The sequence below is a fragment of the Ectothiorhodospira haloalkaliphila ATCC 51935 genome, from assembly GCF_000633935.1.
GTDB classification, from domain to species: Bacteria; Pseudomonadota; Gammaproteobacteria; order Ectothiorhodospirales; family Ectothiorhodospiraceae; genus Ectothiorhodospira; species Ectothiorhodospira haloalkaliphila.
Window position 1 is genome coordinate 366,862 of the sequence record NZ_KK214996.1, and the last position, 19,828, is coordinate 386,689.

The window sequence follows — 19,828 nt, forward strand, 5'->3', positions numbered from 1 at the left end:
CCCGTCCATGAGTAGAATGATTCCAAAACCACCGCGGCCACGCCGGATCCGGTCGCACGCCCAACAAGGACTCCCTCACTCCCAATGAAGCTACCCCAACCGGTTCGCCGCTTCCTGCCCCTCATCCTCCTTGCCCTGGGCATCCTTGGCTTCATCCTGCTCCTGATCACCCGCCCGGAACAGCCCCCCCGGGAGGTGGCTGAGCGGGCCTGGCGTGTGGATGTGCAGGAAATCGAACTGCAGACGCTATCGCCACAACTCACCCTGTACGGCCACGTCACCTCGCCAAGGGCCGCCAGCCTCCGGGCTGCGGTGGAGGCCGACGTGACCCAGGTGCCCGCGGAGGAAGGGCGGCGGGTTGAGGCCGGCGACACCCTGGTGGAACTGGACAGGCGCGAACTGAGCCTGCTGGTGGACCAGCGACAGGCCGACCTGGATGATCTGCAGGCCCAGTTGCGTGCCCTGGAACGCAGTCATGCAAGGGACCAGGAAGCCCTGAAGCGGGAACAGACCCTGCTGGCACTGGCCCGACGTTCCGTGGAGCGCGCCGAGGACCTGCAACGACGTAACGTGGGCTCCCCCACCGCTGTGGAGGATGCCCAGCGCACCCTGGAGCAACAGGCCCTGGCCGTGGCCAACCGCCGACTGGCAGTGGAAGACTTCGAAGCCCAGCGTGAGCAAATCAAGGCCCGCGCCCGCCGCGCCGAATCATTGCTGGAACAGGCCAGGCTGGATCTGGAGCGCAGCCGCCTCACCGCCCCCTTCGACGCCCGCATCTCCCAGGTGCAGGTGGCACCGGGAGACCGGGTGCGCGTGGGCGACGCCCTCGTGGCCCTCTATGACCTGGAGGCCCTGGAGGTGCGCGCCCGCATCCCCGCCACCTACATGCCGCGCGTGCGGGCGGCGCTTGAGGCGCACGATGCGCCTCAAGCCATGGGTCAGGTGGACGGTCTGGAAGTCTCCCTCACCCTCGCCCGACTCGCCGGCGAAAGCCCCGCAGGTGGTGCAGGCGTGGAAGGCATCTTCCGGGTCCACTCAGGCGCCGGGGAGATCCCCCTGGGCCGCTTCATGACCGTGCGCCTCTCCCTGCCGGCGCAAACGGACGTGATCGCCCTACCCTTCGAGGCCCTGTACGGTCTGGAACGCATCTATCGCCTGGAGGAGGACCGCATGCGTCGTATCGGCGTGGAACGCATCGGCGAATGGACCGACGCCTCCGGTCATGAAAGAGTGCTGGTGGCCAGCCCCGAACTGTCCACTGGCGATCGGATCATCGTCACCCGCCTGCCCAATGCCATGGACGGGCTGCGCGTCAGCGTCGAGGGCGAGTAACCCATGACCCGTTCCCGAGGTGTGATCGGTTTCTTCCTGCGTCATCCCGTGGCCGCCAATCTGCTGGTGGTGCTGATGCTGCTGTCCGGGTCCTGGGCCCTGCTCAAGCTCAATACCCAGTTCTTCCCCACCTTTGCGCTGGACTTTGTCACCGTGCAGGTCACCTGGACCGGCGCCAGCGCCGAGGACGTGCAGCAGGGCATCACCATCCCCCTGGAGCAGGAACTGCGCACCGTGGACGGTCTGCGCAACCTCACCTCCACCTCATCCCTGGGTGTCGCCGCCATCACCCTCGAGTTCGAGTCAGGCACCGACATGACCCTGGCCACCGACCAGGTCAAGGACCGGGTGGCCCAGCAACGCAACCTTCCAGACGCCGCCGAAACCCCGGTGGTCACACGGGTGATCCGGTATGAGCCCATCGCCCGGCTGCTGATCACCGGCCCCGATGATCTGCGGGAACTGCGACCAATGGTGCGAGACCTGGAACGCCAACTGCTGGATGCAGGGATTGCCCGGGTGGAGTTCACCGGCCTGCCCGAGGAGCAGATGGCCATCCAGGTGCCTACCGCTCAGCTGCTGGACCTGGGCATGTCCTTGAACCAGGTGGGGGAGCGCGTGGATGACCTTTCCCGGGATCTTCCCGCCGGCATCGTGGGCCGCGACGACACTGCCCGACAACTGCGCAGCCTGGAACAGGGCCGCGAGGCCATGGATTTCGCGCGCCTGCCCTTGCGCTCCGAGACCGAGGGCGGGTTGATCCTGCTGGGCGACGTGGCCGAGATCGAGCGCCGCCCCCGGGACAATCAAACCTTCATCCGCTATCAGGGCAAACCCGCCGTGGAACTGGCCCTGCAACGCACCGAACAGGACGATGCCCTGGAAGCCGCCGCGGTCATTCAGGACTGGCTGGCAGAGGTGGAACCCACCCTGCCCCCGGATGTGGACATCCACGTCTACGACCAATTCTACGAGCCCCTGATGGAACGCATCGGGCTGCTCCTCAAGAACGGGGCCGGTGGCCTGCTGCTGGTACTGGGCATCCTCTTCCTGTTCCTCAATGGCCGCCTGGCACTGCGGGTGGCCCTGAGCATCCCCGTGTCCTTCACTGCCGCCTTCCTGGCCCTGTGGGCCCTGGGCGGCAGCATCAACATGATCTCCCTGTTCGGCTTCATCATGTCCCTGGGGATCATCGTCGACAATGCCATTGTCGTCAGCGAACACGCCTACACCCAGTATCAACGGGGCATGAAGGCCGATCAGGCCGCCGAACGCGGGGCGAGGCGCATGCTGGCCCCGGTGATCTCCGCCTCGCTCACCACCGTGGCCGCCTTCCTGCCACTGATGCTCATCGGCGGCATCATTGGCAATATCCTGTTCGACATCCCGCTGGTGGTGATCTGCGTGATCCTGGCCACCCTGCTGATCAGCTTCCTGGTGCTTCCCTACCACCTGAAGAACAGCCTGGAGAAGGTCCAGCCACCGCGTCCGGGGTCCTTTCGGGCAGGCTTCGATCAACGCTTTGAGGCCTTCCGGCAAGGCCCATTCCGACGCCTGGTCACCGGCTCAGTGAACAATGCGGGTCTCACTCTGGCGGGCGGCGTGGCGGTACTCATCCTGGCGGTGGGTCTGCTGGCCGGAGGCCGCTTGGGGTTCACCTTCTTCCCTTCTCCGGAGGGCACGGTGATCAACGCCTCGGCTCATTTCGTGGCAGGCACCCCGCCACAGCGCGTGGACGGCTTCCTCAAACACCTGGAAGAAGAGCTCTACGCCACCGAAGAGGCCCTGGGCGGCGATCTGGTGCGCAACGTGGTGGTCCGCGCCGGCAAGGGGGTGGAAGGCGGAGGGGCCGATCAGGCGCCGTCCGGCGATCAGTTCGGCTCCATCCTCGTGGAACTCATCTCACCCGACCAGCGTGAGGTGCGCAACACCCAGTTCATCCGCGAATGGCAGTCCCGCATCCGCGAACCGGCGGGCATGGAGATGTTCAGCATCACCGAGCGTCAGGCCGGGCCGCCAGGGCGGGACGTGGATGTGCGTTTGACAGGGGATGATCCCGACCGGGTCAAGGCTGCAGGCCTGGATCTGGCAGAAACCCTCAATGACTTCCCCGGCGTGTTCGCGGTAGAAGACAACATGCCCTTCGGGCGTGAACAGCTCATCTACCGGCTCACCCCGGAAGGCCTGGCCCAGGGCCTGACCACGGAATCACTCGGCCAGCAGTTGCGGGCAGCCTTCGATGGTCACCTGGCCCAGATCTACCAGGAGGGCCTGGAGGAGATCGAGGTGCGGGTGCTGTTACCGGATAACGAACGGCATCATACGGTCACCCTGGATCGTTTCGCCGTCATCCTGCCCGATGGGGGCATGGCTCCCCTGGACACCGTGGCCCAGTTGAGTCCCCGTCAGGGCTTCGAGACCCTGCGCCGTGCCGAGACCCGGCTGGCCATTGCCGTCTCGGCCGAGGTGGATCGTTCGGTGAACAATGCCGGGCGCATCCGTGAACAGCTGGCTGAAGACGTCCTGCCCGAACTCACCCAGCGTCATGGGGTGGAGTGGTCCTTCGAGGGGCGCGCTGCGGATCAGGCGGACACCCTGGGGGACATGCGCACGGGCCTGATCTTCGCCCTGGCCCTGATCTACCTGACGCTGGCCTGGGTGTTCGGCTCCTACGGCTGGCCCCTGGTGGTGATGGCCATCATTCCCTTTGGCCTGCTGGGCGCCCTGGTGGGTCACTGGGTGCTGGGCATGGAGCTCACCATCCTGTCCCTGTTCGGCCTGTTCGGCCTGACGGGCATCGTGGTGAACAACTCCATCATCCTGGTGAGTTTCTATCAATCATTGCGTGGCGAGGGCCTGGCCCAGGATGAGGCCATCATCGAGGCCTCCTGCCAACGCTTGCGCGCCGTGGTGCTCACCTCGTTCACTACCATCGCCGGCCTGATGCCGCTGCTGTTCGAACGCTCGGTGCAGGCCCAGTTCCTGGTGCCCATGGCGGTATCCATCGTCTTTGGACTGGCCTTCGCGACGGTGCTGGTGCTGTTGGTCATCCCGGCGCTGCTGGCGATTCATGAGCGGCTGGCGAGCCGGTGGGGGCGGGCTCAGACAACCTAAAGCCCCTCTCCCCGCCGGGGAGCGGGGTTGGGGTGAGGGGTTGGGGAGAGGGGTTGGGGTGAGGGGCCTCAGTGAGAGGCCTCAATACCGCCCCTCCAGCACCAGCGCACTCCCTTCATTGCGCATGTCCACCCGCCCCAGAAAACTCATCCCCAACAGGGCAACGGGCGGCTCCCGCCCCTGCAACACCAGCGCCGGCACATTGCGCTGCTCAATCCCTCCCACCCGCACACGATCCAGCGTGACCCGGTAGGCAAACTCCGTCCCCGACGCCGTCTGCACCGGCGTGAGCGTGCCGCGCGCATAGTTCACCCCCAGCCGCCGCGCCTCCACCGCATTCAGCACCACCGCCGAGGCCCCCGTATCCACCAGAAAGGTCAGCGCATGACCATTCACCGCCCCCGCGGTGGTTAGTGCCCCCTGGGAATTGGGATACACGCGAGCCGATCCTGAAGCACGTGGCTGAAAACTGCCCCCCGCACGACCCGCGCCGATCCCGATCTGCGTCGTGCGCCCATTCACCTCCACGGTGACCGTACCACTGCGACTATCCGCCGCCCGCAGGGTAACGCCCTCTGGACTCACCTCCCCCACCCGCAGCACGCGGCGCTCGCCGTCCACCTCCATCACCGCTTGCTCACCGAACACCCCCACCACCTGGATATCCAGTGCGGCCGCGCCCGGCGATGCCAACAGGAACAGCAGACCGGTCACCAGGGTGACCAAAGCGAAACGGGAAAGGTAAGTTCTCATGAGGAAATTATAGCGCGCCACGCCGCCGCGCACTCCTGTCAACTGCCGCTGGCCCCTGTTGGATTGGCTGCCGAAATCGGCGCCGACGACGCCCACCCTGCCCCTGTGGGAGCGGCCCTCGGCCGCGAATGGCTGAGTCCTCGTTTGCAGCCCCAGATCAGAGATCGGAGTGGACCTCGGGGGGAGCGGGTTCCCTCCAGCGGGACGCCGTGAATACATCCATGTAGGCTCTGCAGCCGCTTCCTGCGGCTGAAGCCCGCTTACAGGAACCCGCTCCCCCCGAGGTCCGGACACATCGGAGTTTTTTTCGAAAGGCCATTCGCGGCCGAGGGCCGCTCCCACAGGTGGCTCTTCATTGATCCCTGCCGCCGGAGATCAGCAGGCGACCGACGCTGCTCCCAGAAGGGGATGCTTCATCGTATTCGGGAATCGACTCAGATCAACCACCAGGCCAGGGCTTGCAGCACGATCAGCGCATAGATGCCCGCCAGTACATCGTCCAGCATGATGCCGGTGCCGCCTTCCAGGTGCTTGTCCAGCCAGCCGATAGGCCAGGGCTTGAGGATGTCGAACAGGCGGAATAGCAGGAACCCCACGAGGATCCAGATCCACCCGGCCGGGGCGGCGATCATGGTGATGAGAAAGCCGGCAATCTCGTCCCAGACGATGCCAGGGTGGTCGTGTACCCCCAGGCGTCGGGAGCTCTCGCCGCAGATCCAGATGCCCACGGCCACCACCAGGGCGGTGATGAGCAGGTAGGCCCACAAGGGCAGCCCCTGCAGGAGCAGGAAGATGGGGATGGCCGCCACCGTGCCTGCTGTGCCGGGGGCCTTGGGGGAAAGGCCGCTGCCGAAGCCGAAGGCCAGGAAGTGCACCGGGTCGCGGAGGATCTGGCGGGCCGGGGGTGTTTGTGTGGATTTGTTGGGCATGATGTGGGTCGGTGTTTTCAGTTGCCGAAATGAGAGTAACCACCCTGTTCGAGGGTGAGGGGTGCACCATCGGGGCCCAACACCCGCAGGCCGGGTTCGGCTTCGATGCGGCCAATGACGGTGGCCGGGCAGCCCTGCCCTGCCAGTTGTTCACGGATGGGTTCCACATCCGCTTCCCCCAGGGTGAACAGCAGTTCGTAGTCGTCGCCGCCGGCCAGGGGGTATTGCCAGTTCGTGCCATCCCCCATGGCATGACGGAAGGCCTCGGAGAGCGGCAGTGCGCCGGCCTGAAGGGTGGCGCCCATGCCCGAGGCCTTGAGCACATGCCCCAGATCCTGGACCAGGCCGTCGGAGATGTCGATACCGGCATGGGCGCGGCCGCGCAGGATGTGTCCGGCGGCGATGCGCGGGGTGGGTCGGGTGAGGCGGGCGCGCAGGGTGGGGGCCGGGTTCGGGTGGTCCCATTGTGCCAGGGCCAGGGCGGCGTCGCCCAGGGTGCTGGTGACCAGGATGTGGTCGCCGGGCCGGGCGCCGTCGCGGCGCAAGGCCTGATCCGGGGGGACATGGCCCATGACCTGGACGGTGATGGTGAGCGGTCCGCGGGTGGTGTCGCCGCCGATGAGATCAACGCCGTGTTCTCGGGCCAGGGTGTGAAAGCCGTCGGCGAAGGCTGTAAGCCAGGTGTCGTCGTGTTCGGGCAGGGTGAGTGCCAGGGTGGCCCACCGGGGGGTGGCGGCCATGGCGGCCAGGTCGCTGAGGTTGACGGCCAGGGCCTTGTGGCCGATGTCCCGGGGGTGGGTGTCCTTGGGGAAATGCACGCCGGCAACCAGAGTGTCCACGCACACGGCCAGGTGCTGGTGGGCGGGCGGCTGGATGATGGCGGCATCGTCACCGACGCCCAGGAGGGTGTCGGGGGCGAGGCTGGCGGGGGTGAAGTAGCGTTGGATGAGGTTGAATTCTTTCACTTGAATAGGGCGCTGTTAGCCCCTCTCCCGCTGGCGGGAGAGGGGTTGGGGTGAGGGTGCGGAGGGCATTCACTCCTCCAGCAGCCCCGCCTCCCGATAATACCGCTTGGCCCCCTCATGCAACGGCGCCGACAACCCCTGCTGCACCATGCTCTCCTTCTCCAGCACCCCGAAGGCCGGGTGCATGCCCTTGAAGGTCTCGAAGTTGTCGAAGACCGCCTTCACCAGGCTGTACACCGCCTGCTCGGTGGTGGCCGTGGAGGAAACCAGCGTGGCGCCCACACCGAAGGTGTCCACGTCATCCTCCTGGCCGGGATACATGCCCGCCGGGATGGTGGCGCTGAAGTAATACGGTGTGTCATCCACCAGCCCATCGATCACCTCGCCGCTCACCGGCACCAGACGGGCGCCGCAGGTGGCGATGGGCTCCTGGATGGCGGAGGATGGGTGACCCACGGTGAACAGGACCACATCGATGCGATTGTCACACAGGGCCTGACCCTGCTCCCGGGAGGGCAGCTCCGAGGCCAGGGAGAAATCGTCCATGGTCCAGCCATAGGCCTCCATCAGACGCTCCACGGTGCCCCGCTGACCCGACCCCGGGTTGCCCACGTTCACCCGCTTGCCCTTGATGTCCTCGAAATGCTGGATGTCGCTGTCCTGACGCACCAGCACCGTGAAAGGCTCTGGATGCAGGGACATTACGGCGCGCAGGTTCTCATCGGGGCCGGCATCGGCAAAGCGGTCGGTACCCTGCCAGGCATGATGCTGCCAGTCGGACTGCACCACGCCCAGATCCATCTCCCCGGCGCGGATGGAATTGAGGTTGAACACCGAGCCGCCGGTGCTCTCGGCATTGCAGCGAATGCCGTGCTCCGCGCGGTCGCGATTCACCAGCTGACAGATACGCTGTCCGGTGGGGTAATACACGCCCGTGACGCCCGCCGTGCCGATGGTGAGGAACCGCTGATCGGCCATGACCGGGTTGCTGACCAGGGTGGTGGCAAGCCCCGCGAGAAGCAGGGTAAAGCCTTTCTTCATCAACCGTTTGCGCATGCTTCGTCCTCCAGTGTGTGAGGGCCAGGTTGTGACTGTTTTCAGGGTTTTACGTGCGTCTGGCGCCAAAATCCGCTAACATTCAAGCCTTTTTCCGAAGTCTAATCAATCCGCTTTGCGGGGAGTACCGAATGTTTTCCACCCACATGAGTATCGCCGGATACGACGATGAGCTGTGGCAGGCCATCCAGTCCGAATCACGCCGTCAGGAAGAGCATATCGAGCTGATCGCCTCCGAAAACTACGCCAGCCCACGCATCATGGAAGCCCAGGGCTCCGCGCTCACCAACAAGTACGCGGAAGGCTACCCCGGCAAACGTTACTACGGCGGCTGCGAGTACGTCGACGTGGCCGAGACGCTGGCCATCGATCGCGCCAAGCAACTCTTCGGCGCCGACTACGCCAACGTGCAGCCCCACTCCGGCTCCCAGGCCAATGCAGCCGTTTACATGGCCCTGCTCAATCCGGGCGACACCGTGCTGGGCATGAGCCTGGCCCACGGCGGCCACCTCACCCATGGCGCCAAGGTGAACTTCTCCGGCAAGATTTACAATGCCATCACCTATGGCATCGATGACCAGGGCTACATCGATTACGACGAAGTGGAACGCCTGGCCCTGGAGCACAAGCCGAAGATGGTGGTGGCCGGCTTCTCCGCCTATTCCCGCGTGGTGGACTGGCAGCGTTTCCGCGACATCGCCGACAAGGTGGGCGCCTACCTGCTGGTGGACATGGCCCACGTGGCCGGTCTGGTGGCCGGTGGCGTGTATCCCAGCCCCGTGCAGATCGCCGACGTGACCACCTCCACCACCCACAAGACCCTGCGCGGCCCGCGCGGCGGCATCATCCTGGCAAAGAGCAATCCGGAGATCGAGAAAAAGCTGAACTCCCTGGTCTTCCCCGGCACCCAGGGTGGCCCGCTGATGCACGCCATCGCCGGCAAGGCCGTGGCCTTCAAGGAGGCCCTGGAGCCGGACTTCAAGGCCTACCAGCAGCAGGTGGTGGAGAACGCCCGCGCCATGGCCGATGAGATGATCAAGCGCGGCTACAAGGTGGTCTCCGGTGGCACCGACAATCACCTGTTCCTGGTGGACCTGATCGACAAGGGCATCACCGGCAAGGACGCGGACGCCGCCCTGGGCCGCGCCAACATCACCGTGAACAAGAACGCGGTGCCCAATGATCCCCAGTCCCCGTTTGTCACCAGCGGCCTGCGCATCGGCACCCCGGCTATCACCACGCGTGGTTTCGGTGAGAAGGAGTCCCGCGAGCTGGCCGGCTGGATCTGCGACGTGCTGGACGATCTGAACAATGAGTCGGTCATCGAGCAGGTCAAGGCCCGTGTGCTGGATGTGTGCAAGCGCCTGCCGGTGTACGCCAGCTAACGCTCGCGCATCACAAGCCCCTCTCCCCCCGGGAGAGGGGTTGGGGTGAGGGGCGAGGAGGTCGCAACATGAAGTGTCCCTACTGCGGTGCCCCGGATACCCGGGTGGTGGATTCACGGCTGGCCGGCGAAGGCGAGCAGGTGCGTCGCCGTCGGGAATGCGCGGCCTGCGGTGATCGCTTCACCACCTTTGAAGGGGCGGAGTTGAACCTGCCCCGGGTGGTCAAGCGCGATGGCGGTCGCGAGCCCTTCAACGAGGGCAAGCTGCGCGCCGGGATGATGCACGCCCTGGAAAAACGCCCCGTCCCCACGGATCGGGTCGAGGCTGCCCTCACCCGCATCAAGCACAAGGCCATGAGCCAGGGTGAGCGGGAACTTCCGGCCCAACGTATTGGCGAATGGGTGATGGAGGAACTGCAGGGGCTGGACCAGGTGGCCTATATCCGTTTTGCCTCGGTGTATCTGAGCTTTGCCGATGTGCAGGCCTTTCGCGAAGTGGTCGAACGCCTGGAAAAGGATCCCCAGGGCAACAAGGACTGAGTCTGCCTCCGCCCGAATCCCACCATGACTGATTTCTCTCCCGACGATCATCGCTTCATGGCCCGCGCCCTGCAGTTGGCGGCCATGGGCCTGTACACCACCGACCCCAACCCGCGGGTGGGCTGCGTGGTGGTGCGCGGCGCGCAGGTGGTGGGCGAGGGCTACCATGTCCGCGCCGGCGAGGCCCACGCCGAGGTGCGAGCCTTGCGCGCGGCCGGCGAGCAGGCGCGGAACAGCACGGTCTACGTGACCCTGGAACCCTGCAATCATCATGGGCGCACCCCACCCTGCGTGGATGCCCTGCTGGCGGCCGGCGTGGGCCGGGTGGTGGTGGCCATGGAGGACCCCAACCCGCTGGTGTCCGGTCAGGGCCTGGAACGCCTGCGCCAGGCGGGGGTGGGCGTGGCCCATGGGCTGATGGCCGAGGCGGCCCATGACCTCAACCCGGGGTTCATCAGTCGCATGCGGCGTGGACGGCCCTGGGTGCGCGTGAAGATGGCGGCCAGTCTGGACGGGCGTACCGCCATGGCCTCCGGGGAGAGCCAGTGGATCACCGGTGAGGCGGCACGCCAGGATGTGCAGCGTCTGCGGGCCCGGGCCTCGGCCCTGCTCACCGGCATGGGCACGGTGCTGGCCGATGACCCGCGACTGAACGTGCGCATCGCCGCCGCCGAACTGGGTGTGGATGGTGTCGTGAAGCAGCCCCTTCGGGTCGTGCTGGACCGACAGGGCCAGCTGTCCGCCGCCGCACGTCTGTTCCAGGATGCGGCGCCGGTGCAGGTGTTCACCACCGAGCACCGGGTGGAGGAACTGCAGGCGCAGTTGGCCGGCACGGGCGCCCGGGTGCAGGGTGTTCCCCGGGCCGGGGGTCACCTGGATCTGAGTGCCGTGCTCGCGGCACTGGCGGCGCAGGAGGTCAACGAGGTGCATGTGGAGGCAGGGCTGCGGTTGTCGGGGGCCCTGATGCAGGCGGGGTATGTGGATGAGCTGGTCGTGTATCTGGCGCCCCATCTCATGGGCAGCGACGCGCGGGGCCTGATGGAACTGCCCATCCAGCGGATGGCCGGGCGGGTTCCTTTGGAGATCCGCGATATTCGCCCGGTGGGCCGCGACTGGCGGGTGACGGCGCGCCCTTCGGCAGCGTGATCCCTGGATGGATAATCCTGTATCTTAGCCCCTTGAAATCGACCCGGAGACCCCTTCCATGTTTACAGGTATCATCCAGTCCGTGGGTAGCCTGGCCGCCACGCAGGACCGGGGTGGCGACTGCCGCCTGACCCTGCGCACCGGCAAGCTGGACCTGACCGACGTGCAACTGGGCGACAGCATCGCCGTGAACGGCGTGTGCCTGACGGCGGTGGCCCTGCCCGGCGATGGCTTCGAGGCGGATGTCTCCCGGGAGACCCTGTCCAAGACCTCCCTGGGGGCGCTGGGCATCGGCGACCCGGTGAACCTGGAGAAGGCCCTCACCCCCACCACCCGACTGGGCGGCCATCTGGTCAGCGGTCATGTGGACGGTCTGGGCGAGGTGACGACCGTGGAGCAGGAGGCGCGTTCCTGGCGGTATCATGTGCGGGTGCCGGATGAGCTGGCCCGTTACATCGCCCCCAAGGGGTCGGTCTGCATCGATGGCGTGAGTCTGACGGTGAACACCGTGGAAGGCGCCGTGTTCACCGTGAACATCGTGCCCCACACCCAGCAGGAGACCATCATCAACGGCTATCGCGTGGGTACCCGCGTGAACATCGAAGTGGATATCATTGCCCGCTATCTGGAACGCCTGCTGCTGGGAGACAAGGCCGCCCAGCCCAAACACGGCATCAGCGAGGCATTTCTGGCTGAACATGGCTTTCTGAAATAAGGCTCCTTTCGCATTGGCGGATTTTCAATCGGGACCATGATGGACTGGATCAACGACACCTTATTGCAGGCCGGCCTCTGGATGCGTGGTTACACCACCCAGATCGCCCTGGCGCTGGTGGCCACGCTGCTGGTGGTCTACGGACAGGATATCCTGAGGGCGGTCAAGGCGGTGGTCCGTCCTTATCCCCTGGTGTTCCGTTTGCTTGTCTTCGTGCTGATGTGCGTGTTCGGCTTTGGTGCCATCGCCGTCTTCCTGGCCCCCTGGGTGGCACAGGGATTGATGATGGTGGATACCCTCTGGCTTGCGCCCACTGTGGCGGGGGCCTTCCTGATTCTGGGGTTCGTCGCCGAACGCCGTCAGCAACTCTAGTCACCCGTCATGCCCCTGGGCCATGCGGCCCACTCATCCCCCTGGATTCAAATACCGGCCGAACCATGTCATTCAATAGCACTGAAGAAATCATCGAGGACCTGCGCCAGGGGCGGATGGTGATCATCGTCGACGACGAGGATCGTGAGAACGAGGGCGATCTGCTCATGGTGGCCTCCCGGGTGCGCCCGGAGGACATCAACTTCATGGCCCGCTTCGGCCGCGGTCTGATCTGTCTCACCCTCACCCGGGAGCGCTGCCGTCAGTTGCGTCTGCCGCTGATGGTGGGAGACACCAACGACAAGCACGGCACCAATTTCACGGTGTCCATCGAGGCCGCCGAGGGGGTGACCACGGGTATCTCGGCCTATGATCGGGCCCATACGGTGCGCACCGCCGTGGCACCCGATGCCGCCGCCGGGGACCTGGTCCAGCCCGGCCACATCTTCCCGCTGATGGCCCAGCCCGGTGGCGTGCTGGTGCGCGCCGGTCATACCGAGGCCGGCTGCGACCTGGCGCGCCTGGCGGGCTTCGAGCCGGCGGCGGTGATCGTGGAGATCCTCAACGAAGACGGTTCCATGGCGCGGCGTCCGGATCTGGAGCGCTTTGCCGAGGAGCACAACCTGAAGATGGGCACCATCGAGCACCTGATCCGCTATCGCATCGAGAACGAGCGCAGCGTCGAGCGGGTGGCTGAATGCCCCTTCCCCACCGAATTCGGCGAGTTTCGCCTGGTGGCCTATGAAGATGCCCTGCACAAGGGGCTGCACTACGCCATGGTCAAGGGCGACGTGGGCGGCGATCACGACACCCTGGTGCGGGTGCACTTGGGCGGCAGTCTGTGCGATACCCTGGCCTACCGGGGCGATCGCTGCGGCTGGCCGTTGCGCGGTGCCCTGGAACGCATCGCCCGCGAGGGCCGTGGCGTGGCGGTGATCATCCACAAGCCCGTGAACAACCGGGAGATGGTCCGGCGTCTGCGGGAAATGGCTCTGACCGGCGGCCCGAACCGCTCGCCCGGGCAGGACGACCACGAACCCGCCGAACTGCGCACCCATGGCATCGGCGCTCAGATCCTCAAGGATCTGGGCGTGAGCCGGATGCGCCTGCTCTCCGCACCCAAACGTTTCCACGGACTCGGCGGCTTCGGCCTCGAGGTGGTGGAATATGTCAACGAACGCTAACGGAACACCCCTGTCATGACTGCAAACCTGCACACCATCGAAGGCACCTTCACCGCCGCTTCCGAGGCCCGGATCGGCCTGGTGCTGTCCCGCTTCAATTCCTTCATCGTCGAGCGTCTGCTGGAAGGGGCGCAGGATACGCTGAGTCGCCATGGGGTGCCGGACCAGAACCTCACCGTGGTGCGGGTGCCCGGCGCCTATGAACTGCCCCTGGCAGTGAAGGTGATGGCCCAGTCCGGAAGCTACGATGCCGTGATCGCCCTGGGCTGCGTGATCCGCGGCTCCACCCCTCATTTCGACTATGTGGCCGGAGAGGCCGCCAAGGGCCTGGCCCAGATCCAGCTGGAGCATGCCCTGCCCATCAGCTTTGGTGTGCTGACCACCGACACCATCGAGCAGGCCATCGAACGGGCCGGCACCAAGGCGGGCAACAAGGGCGCCGATGCCGCCATGAGCGCCCTGGAGATGATCAGCCTGGTCCGGTCGCTGCGCGCATGAATCCCGATGCCTTGCAACACCGGCGCCTGACTCACGCCCGTCGCCACGCCCGCCGGCTGGCGATGCAGGCGTTGTATCAATGGCAGCTCACCGATTACCACCCCAAGGACATCCTGGCCGATTTCCAGGGGGACCCGGAGATGGAGCGGGCGGATTGGGAGCACTTCCGCCATGTGCTGCTAGGGGTGACTGAAAATGTGGATGCGGTGGACGAGCTGATCGCCCCTTTCCTGGACCGCCCGGTGGCCCAGGTGGACCCGGTGGAGCGTTCCATCCTGCGCCTGGCCACCTTCGAGTTGCATCACTGCCCGGACGTGCCCACCCGCGTGGCCATCAACGAGGCGGTGGCGCTGGCGAAGAAGTTCGGCGCGGATCAGGGTCACAAGTTCGTCAATGGAGTGATCGACAAGGTGGCCGGTGGGGCACTGCGCCGGTAGGGGAGGTCATTTCCCTCTCTCCCGGGAGAGAGGGGCTGTCATTCGCTTGGCTCCATCAAGGAGCGTTCATCAGAAAGGCGTTGACTGAATGCAGACGGATCATCAGGGCATGCTGGCCGGGCAGGTGGAGACCGGGGCGCGGTCGCCGGGGAAGGTGACGCGGGGGCTTATCTTTGCGGTGGCGCTGGCCTGGTCGCTGTTTCAGATATGGATTGCCTCCCCCCTGCCCTACTGGTTCGATATTTTCATCGTCTCCGAGACCAAGGCGCGGTCGATTCACCTGGCCTTCGCCGTGCTGCTGGCCTTCCTGGCCTTCCCGGCCGTCAACCCCATGGCGCGGATGCGGCCGCTGGCGGGGTATTTCTTCATTCTGGTGGGGCTGGGGCTCTGGGGGCTGGCCGGGTATCAGGTCTGGCATGAGCTGCCGCGGGCGGGGGTGTTTGCCGCCGTTGGTGCCGGCGTGCTGCTGGCGGCCTGGCCATTGCTGCGGCCGGCAGCGCTGGATCGGGTGCCGGTGGCGGACTGGGTGCTGGCGATGGTGGCGGCGCTGTGTGCCGGGTATCTGTTTCTGTTCCATGATGCACTGGCGCAGCGGCCAGGGGCGCCCACGATCCCCGATCTGATCGTCGCCGGGATCGGCATGGCCCTGCTGCTGGAGGCCACCCGGCGGGTGCTGGGGCCGGCGCTGATGGTGATTGCCGTGATCTTCCTGGTGTATACCTTCGCCGGGCCCTGGATGCCGGATCTGATCGCCCATCGCGGCGCCTCCTTCGCCCGGGCCATGTCACAGCAGTGGCTCTCCACCGAAGGGGTGTTCGGGATCGCCCTGGGGGTGTCCACCAGCTTTGTCTTCCTGTTCGTGCTGTTCGGCGCCCTGCTGGAAAAGGCCGGGGCCGGCGGATATTTCATCCGTGTGGCCTTCTCCCTGCTGGGGCACCTGCGCGGTGGGCCCGCCAAGGCGGCGGTGGTCGCCTCGGGAATGACGGGGGTGGTGTCGGGCTCATCCATTGCCAATGTGGTCACCACCGGCACCTTCACCATCCCGCTGATGAAACGGGTGGGCTTTCCGGCCTACAAGGCCGGCGCGGTGGAGGTGAGCAGTTCCGTGAACGGCCAGCTGATGCCGCCGGTCATGGGGGCCGCGGCCTTTCTCATGGTGGAATACGTGGGCATCTCCTATGTGGAGGTGATCCGGCATGCCTTTCTGCCCGCGGTGATCGCCTATATCGCCCTGTTCTACATTGTCCATCTCGAAGCCCTCAAGGCCGGTATGGAGGGCCTGCCCCGGCGGGTGGCTTCCACGGTCACCGGGCGTCTCCTGGGCTGGGGGCTGACCCTCTCGGGGCTGTTCGTGCTGGCCGGAGCCACTTATTACGGCCTGGGCTGGATCAAGACCGTGAGCGGCGATGCCTCACCCTACATCATCGGGGTGCTGGTCCTGGCCGCCTACCTGGGCCTGCTGTGGACGGCCTGTCGCGCCCCGGCCGTGCAGATGGTGGACGATGATCATATGGAACTGCCCGATCCCCGATCCACCATCCAGGGCGGCCTGCACTTCCTGCTGCCGGTGGTGGTGCTGGTGTGGTGCCTGGTGGTGGAGCGGCTCTCGCCGGGGCTGTCGGCCTTCTGGGCCGTGGCCTTCATGATCTTCATCATGCTCACCCAGCGACCGCTGATCGTGCTGTTCCGGGGGCAGCAGGCCTTCGCCAACGATGTACCCCCCGACGACCCGGCCGCCCGAAGCTATCTCAGGGCCCTGCTGCGTGGCGGCCACGAACTGGCCGACGGCATGGTGAAAGGTGCCCGCAACATGGTGGGCATCGGCGTGGCCACAGCGGCCGCCGGCATCATCGTGGGTACCGTGGCCATGACCGGGATCGGGCTGGCCATGACCGACATGGTGGAGTTCCTCTCCGGCGGCAATCTGCTGCTCATGCTGCTGCTCACCGGCCTGATCTGCCTGGTGCTGGGACTGGGCCTGCCCACCACCGCCAACTACATCATTGTCGCCACCCTCATGGCCCCGGTGATCGTGGAGCTGGGCTCCCAGCACGGGCTGCTGATCCCATTGATCGCCGCGCATCTGTTCGTCTTCTACTTCGGCATCATGGCCGACGTGACGCCCCCGGTGGGCCTGGCCTCCTTTGCGGCGGCGGCCGTCTCCCGGGCCGACCCGATCCGCACCGGGGTGCAGGCCTTCATCTACAGCCTGCGCACGGTGACCCTGCCGTTCCTGTTCGTCTTCAACACCCAGTTGCTGCTCATCGGCGTGGACAGCCTGTGGCAACTGCTGCTCACGGTCTTCGGGGCGCTGGTGGGCATCCTGGTCTTCGCTGCCGCCACCCAGGGCTGGCTGGTCACCCGCAGCCGGATTCACGAATCCATCCTGCTGCTGGGCATCTCCCTGGTACTGTTCGCTCCCAACCTGCTCATGGACCGTATCGAGCCGCGCTATGACCGCCTGCCCCCCGGAGAAATCCAGGAGATCGCCGAGGCGACGCCCCAGGGCGGACAGTTGCGCTTCGCTGTGGAGGGCATGGACATGGATGGCAGGGAGGTGCAACGGGTGGTGATGCTGCCCATGGGGGATCCCGGGCCGGGTGATGAGCGCCTGGCCGATGCGGGCCTGGGGCTGATGACCCTGGGGGATCAGGTGAGCATCAGCTTCGTATCCTTCGGCAGCCCGGCCGAGCGCATGCGCCTGGAATCCGGCTGGAACGTGACTGAAGTGATGGTACCGGCGGACCGTCCTGCACCGGAGTGGTTCTACCTCCCCGCGCTATTGCTTCTGGGGGGGATCATCGCCCTGCAGCGCCGACGCGCCCGGGGCTGATTCAGCGCGGCTCGCCGGCCAGGGAAGGGCTGGCGGTCTGCTGATGTGCATTGAAGCCCTCGGTGGGCACAGCGGGAAGGACGCGCCGCCCGGGATTCGGGGAGGAAACAGCGGGATGGTGATTGCGCACCCGCCGCCACAGGTTGAGCAGATAGCGTACATCGCTGTCGGCCTGATGGGCGAAACCCGGGGTATCCCGCCGGGCCTGGGTCATCAGGCACTGCAGCAGATCCGGGGCCCGGTACTCGGGGGCTGGCAGGCGGGGTTCCAGCAACTTGAACACATCCCCCAGTCGAAAACGGGGCATGAAGCTGCCGGCCACAAACAGTCGCTGCAACCAGAATCGGTCCAGATGCACACCATCGGTGAAGACCACCTTGCCGGCCAGGGCACGGTTCATGCGCCGACACAGCCAGGTGATGTCACAGCCGCCCTCCTCGATCATGTCGCGGCTGATGCCATGCATCTCCTCCGCCTGATCGCACCAATCGTTCCACTCGGGGGCAGGACGGATCAGCCAGCACTCCAGGCGCCCTGCCCCGTCAGACCAGGCCACCTGGACAGGATAACTGCCCCGGGTGAGAGATGAGGCCTCGAAGTCCAGAAAACAGGGCAATGTGCTGTGGGTGAAGTCGATTGACATGAAAATGCTTGGCAAAGCCCCCTTGCTAGGTCGATGATCATAACCCGCGCCCCCGCCCACGGCCACCCCTGGCCAGCGGGGCAAAGCCATACAAAATCAGGGGTCTGACGGCATGGGAAGTGCGTTCAAGCGGCTGGAAAGGAACACCGGAGGACGGGATTTCGTGGTGGGGGATCTGCATGGCATGTTCTCCGCACTGGAGCGGGCCATGGACGAACTGGGCTTCGATCGGCACCAGGACCGGATGATCTCCGTGGGGGATCTGATCGACCGGGGTCCCGAATCCCATCGGGCCCTGGAGTTTCTCGAGCAGCCCTGGTTTTTCGCCGTGCAGGGCAATCACGAGCGCCTGCTGCTGGAATCGGAAGTCGACCGGGATCTGGCCACCAGCTGGGTGACGCTCAATGGTGGCGAGTGGTGGATGGATGTGGACCCCATCACCCAGGACCGCTTCCGCCGCCGGCTGCGCGCCCTGCCCTTCGCCCTGGAGGCGGACACCGAACCCGGCCAGGTGGGAATTGTGCATGCCGACGTCCCGCCCCGGCTCAACTGGATGGCGTTCCTGGAACAGCTGGAGCGGGACCAGCGAACCCGTGAATACGCCACCTGGTCCCGCAAGCGTATCGGCCAGGTACTCAAGGATGAAGCCATCACGCCCGTGGAGGGCCTGGCCCTGCTGGTGGTGGGGCATACCCCCGTCCAGGAGGCCATGCGTCGGGAGAACATCTATTATCTGGATACCGGCGCCGCCTATGGTAAACAGATGCCCCACGCCAAGCTCAGTATCCTGCAGATCCACCCGCAATGGGCGTTGAACAGCTTTCCCACCGCATCCAGGCCCACCTCTCAGGGGAGCACATGACCGATCAGGATTTGACGCAAACCCTCAGTGAGTTGATTGCCGACGCAGCCCGGCAGGGGCGACCCCTGGAGATCCGGGGCGGCATGACCAAATCCTTCTACGGGCGCGCCGTATCCGGCGACCCTCTGGATATGACCCCACACCGTGGCATCATCGACTACGAGCCCACTGAACTGGTACTCACGGCCCGTGCTGGCACGCCCTTGAGCGAGATCCAGCAACTTCTGCAGGCCAATGGCCAGATGTTGCCCTTCGAACCACCCGCCTTTGGCCCGGAAGCCACCCTGGGGGGCACGGTGGCCAGCGGACTGTCGGGGCCACGACGCCCCTACGCCGGCGCCGTGCGTGACGCTGTACTGGGTGTGCGCATGATCAACGGCCTGGGCGAGGTCCTGCATTTTGGCGGGCAGGTGATGAAGAACGTGGCTGGTTACGACGTCTCCCGGGTGATGGCAGGCAGCATGGGCACCCTGGGGGTGCTGCTGGAGGTTTCGGTCAAGGTGTTGCCGCGGCCCGCCCACAGCCTCACCATCGTACAGCCCGCCAGCGCTATCCGGGCCCTGGACTCCCTGCTCGGCTGGGGCAACCGTCCACTCCCCGTCTCCGCCGCCTGCCATCTGGACGATACCCTCCATGTACGCCTGTGCGGCGCTCGCCAGGGCGTGGAGCAGGCCGCGCAGGTGATCGGCGGGGATGCAATGGAGAATGCGGAGGCCTTCTGGGAGGGCATTCGCGAGCAGACCCATCCGTTCTTCCAGGGATCGGGCGCTCCCCTGTGGCGTCTGAGCCTGCCCCCGGGGGCGCCGGCCGATCTGGTGCCGGAGCAGTGTCTGCTGGACTGGGGGGGTGCCCTGCGCTGGTTCCGGTCCCAGGGCCCGGCCGATGCCATCCGCCAGGCCACCCAGGCACAGGGCGGGCATGCCACCGTATTCCGCGGCCATGGCGGTCGCATCGAGCCATTCCACCCCCTGGCGCCGCCGTTGCTGCAATTGCATCGACAACTCAAGGCTGCCTTTGATCCGCACGGAATCCTCAACCCCGGCCGCCTGTACCCGGAGGTGTGAC

At 65.9% G+C, this 19,828-nt stretch carries 18 protein-coding genes; 13 read left to right on the forward strand and 5 right to left on the reverse strand.

The annotated features are described in order from the left end of the window. Positions 1 to 84 precede the first annotated feature (84 nt). Together ECTHA_RS0103515 and ECTHA_RS0103520 are read left to right on the forward strand one after the other, a co-directional pair. Positions 85 to 1,332: an efflux RND transporter periplasmic adaptor subunit gene (locus tag ECTHA_RS0103515; protein WP_026623505.1), complete on the forward strand. Its 1,248-nt coding sequence runs from the start codon at positions 85 to 87 to the stop codon at positions 1,330 to 1,332. A gap of 3 nt (positions 1,333 to 1,335) precedes the next feature. Beyond that, a complete protein-coding gene (locus ECTHA_RS0103520; RefSeq protein WP_025281644.1) occupies positions 1,336 to 4,446 on the forward strand; it encodes an efflux RND transporter permease subunit in 3,111 nt (1,036 codons plus the stop codon). 81 nt (positions 4,447 to 4,527) lie between these two features. Here ECTHA_RS0103520 and ECTHA_RS0103525 read toward each other — a convergent pair whose 3' ends face one another. The 4 genes from ECTHA_RS0103525 to ECTHA_RS0103540 all read right to left on the reverse strand — a co-directional run bounded on the left by ECTHA_RS0103525 (position 4,528) and on the right by ECTHA_RS0103540 (position 8,149). After that, on the reverse strand, positions 4,528 to 5,199 hold the full coding sequence (locus ECTHA_RS0103525) for a retropepsin-like aspartic protease family protein (protein ID WP_029762440.1): 672 nt from the start codon (positions 5,197 to 5,199) through the stop codon (positions 4,528 to 4,530). 434 nt (positions 5,200 to 5,633) lie between these two features. Next, on the reverse strand, positions 5,634 to 6,128 hold the full coding sequence (locus ECTHA_RS0103530; protein WP_025281642.1) for a phosphatidylglycerophosphatase A family protein: 495 nt from the start codon (positions 6,126 to 6,128) through the stop codon (positions 5,634 to 5,636). Between the two features lie 17 nt (positions 6,129 to 6,145). Next, a complete protein-coding gene (gene thiL / locus ECTHA_RS0103535; RefSeq protein ID WP_025281641.1) occupies positions 6,146 to 7,093 on the reverse strand; it encodes a thiamine-phosphate kinase in 948 nt (315 codons plus the stop codon). A 69-nt stretch (positions 7,094 to 7,162) separates the two neighbouring features. After that, the gene (locus ECTHA_RS0103540; protein WP_025281640.1) at positions 7,163 to 8,149 is read right to left on the reverse strand and encodes a TAXI family TRAP transporter solute-binding subunit; all 987 of its coding nucleotides are present in this window, start codon (positions 8,147 to 8,149) and stop codon (positions 7,163 to 7,165) included. 131 nt (positions 8,150 to 8,280) lie between these two features. Here ECTHA_RS0103540 and glyA point away from each other — a divergent pair, with 131 nt between their 5' ends. The 9 genes from glyA to ECTHA_RS0103585 all read left to right on the forward strand — a co-directional run bounded on the left by glyA (position 8,281) and on the right by ECTHA_RS0103585 (position 17,258). Continuing rightward, entirely contained in the window at positions 8,281 to 9,534 is a 1,254-nt protein-coding gene (gene glyA, locus ECTHA_RS0103545) for a serine hydroxymethyltransferase (RefSeq protein WP_025281639.1), read from the forward strand. Positions 9,535 to 9,602: 68 nt separating this feature from the next. After that, positions 9,603 to 10,073 (forward strand): transcriptional regulator NrdR, encoded by a 471-nt coding sequence (gene nrdR / locus ECTHA_RS16975; protein ID WP_025281638.1) that lies wholly within the window; start codon positions 9,603 to 9,605, stop codon positions 10,071 to 10,073. Positions 10,074 to 10,097: 24 nt separating this feature from the next. Continuing rightward, the gene (ribD, locus tag ECTHA_RS0103555; protein WP_025281637.1) at positions 10,098 to 11,219 is read left to right on the forward strand and encodes a bifunctional diaminohydroxyphosphoribosylaminopyrimidine deaminase/5-amino-6-(5-phosphoribosylamino)uracil reductase RibD; all 1,122 of its coding nucleotides are present in this window, start codon (positions 10,098 to 10,100) and stop codon (positions 11,217 to 11,219) included. Positions 11,220 to 11,277: 58 nt separating this feature from the next. Continuing rightward, positions 11,278 to 11,934: a riboflavin synthase gene (locus ECTHA_RS0103560; protein WP_025281636.1), complete on the forward strand. Its 657-nt coding sequence runs from the start codon at positions 11,278 to 11,280 to the stop codon at positions 11,932 to 11,934. 36 nt (positions 11,935 to 11,970) lie between these two features. Further along, positions 11,971 to 12,306, forward strand: coding sequence for a DUF3392 domain-containing protein (locus tag ECTHA_RS0103565; protein ID WP_025281635.1), 336 nt, complete (start codon positions 11,971 to 11,973; stop codon positions 12,304 to 12,306). A 65-nt stretch (positions 12,307 to 12,371) separates the two neighbouring features. Continuing rightward, positions 12,372 to 13,490 (forward strand): bifunctional 3,4-dihydroxy-2-butanone-4-phosphate synthase/GTP cyclohydrolase II, encoded by a 1,119-nt coding sequence (ribBA, locus tag ECTHA_RS0103570; protein WP_025281634.1) that lies wholly within the window; start codon positions 12,372 to 12,374, stop codon positions 13,488 to 13,490. Between the two features lie 15 nt (positions 13,491 to 13,505). Beyond that, entirely contained in the window at positions 13,506 to 13,988 is a 483-nt protein-coding gene (gene ribH / locus ECTHA_RS0103575) for a 6,7-dimethyl-8-ribityllumazine synthase (protein ID WP_025281633.1), read from the forward strand. Further along, complete coding sequence (gene nusB / locus ECTHA_RS0103580; protein WP_025281632.1) at positions 13,985 to 14,425, forward strand: transcription antitermination factor NusB; 441 nt, start codon at positions 13,985 to 13,987, stop codon at positions 14,423 to 14,425. The genes ribH and nusB overlap by 4 nt, the downstream gene beginning before the upstream one ends. 88 nt (positions 14,426 to 14,513) lie before the next feature. Then, a complete protein-coding gene (locus ECTHA_RS0103585; RefSeq protein WP_026623508.1) occupies positions 14,514 to 17,258 on the forward strand; it encodes a TRAP transporter permease in 2,745 nt (914 codons plus the stop codon). 1 nt (position 17,259) lies between these two features. On the opposite strand, the gene ECTHA_RS16980 is transcribed toward ECTHA_RS0103585, so the two are convergent. After that, a complete protein-coding gene (locus tag ECTHA_RS16980; RefSeq protein ID WP_174411987.1) occupies positions 17,260 to 17,901 on the reverse strand; it encodes a 3'-5' exonuclease family protein in 642 nt (213 codons plus the stop codon). Between the two features lie 112 nt (positions 17,902 to 18,013). Between ECTHA_RS16980 and ECTHA_RS16985 the strand changes: the two genes are divergently transcribed. Both ECTHA_RS16985 and glcE read left to right on the forward strand, forming a co-directional pair. After that, complete coding sequence (locus tag ECTHA_RS16985) at positions 18,014 to 18,763, forward strand: metallophosphoesterase (protein ID WP_025281630.1); 750 nt, start codon at positions 18,014 to 18,016, stop codon at positions 18,761 to 18,763. Continuing rightward, on the forward strand, positions 18,760 to 19,827 hold the full coding sequence (gene glcE / locus ECTHA_RS0103600) for a glycolate oxidase subunit GlcE (RefSeq protein ID WP_025281629.1): 1,068 nt from the start codon (positions 18,760 to 18,762) through the stop codon (positions 19,825 to 19,827). Before ECTHA_RS16985 ends, glcE begins: the two co-directional genes overlap by 4 nt. Position 19,828: the final 1 nt, after the last annotated feature.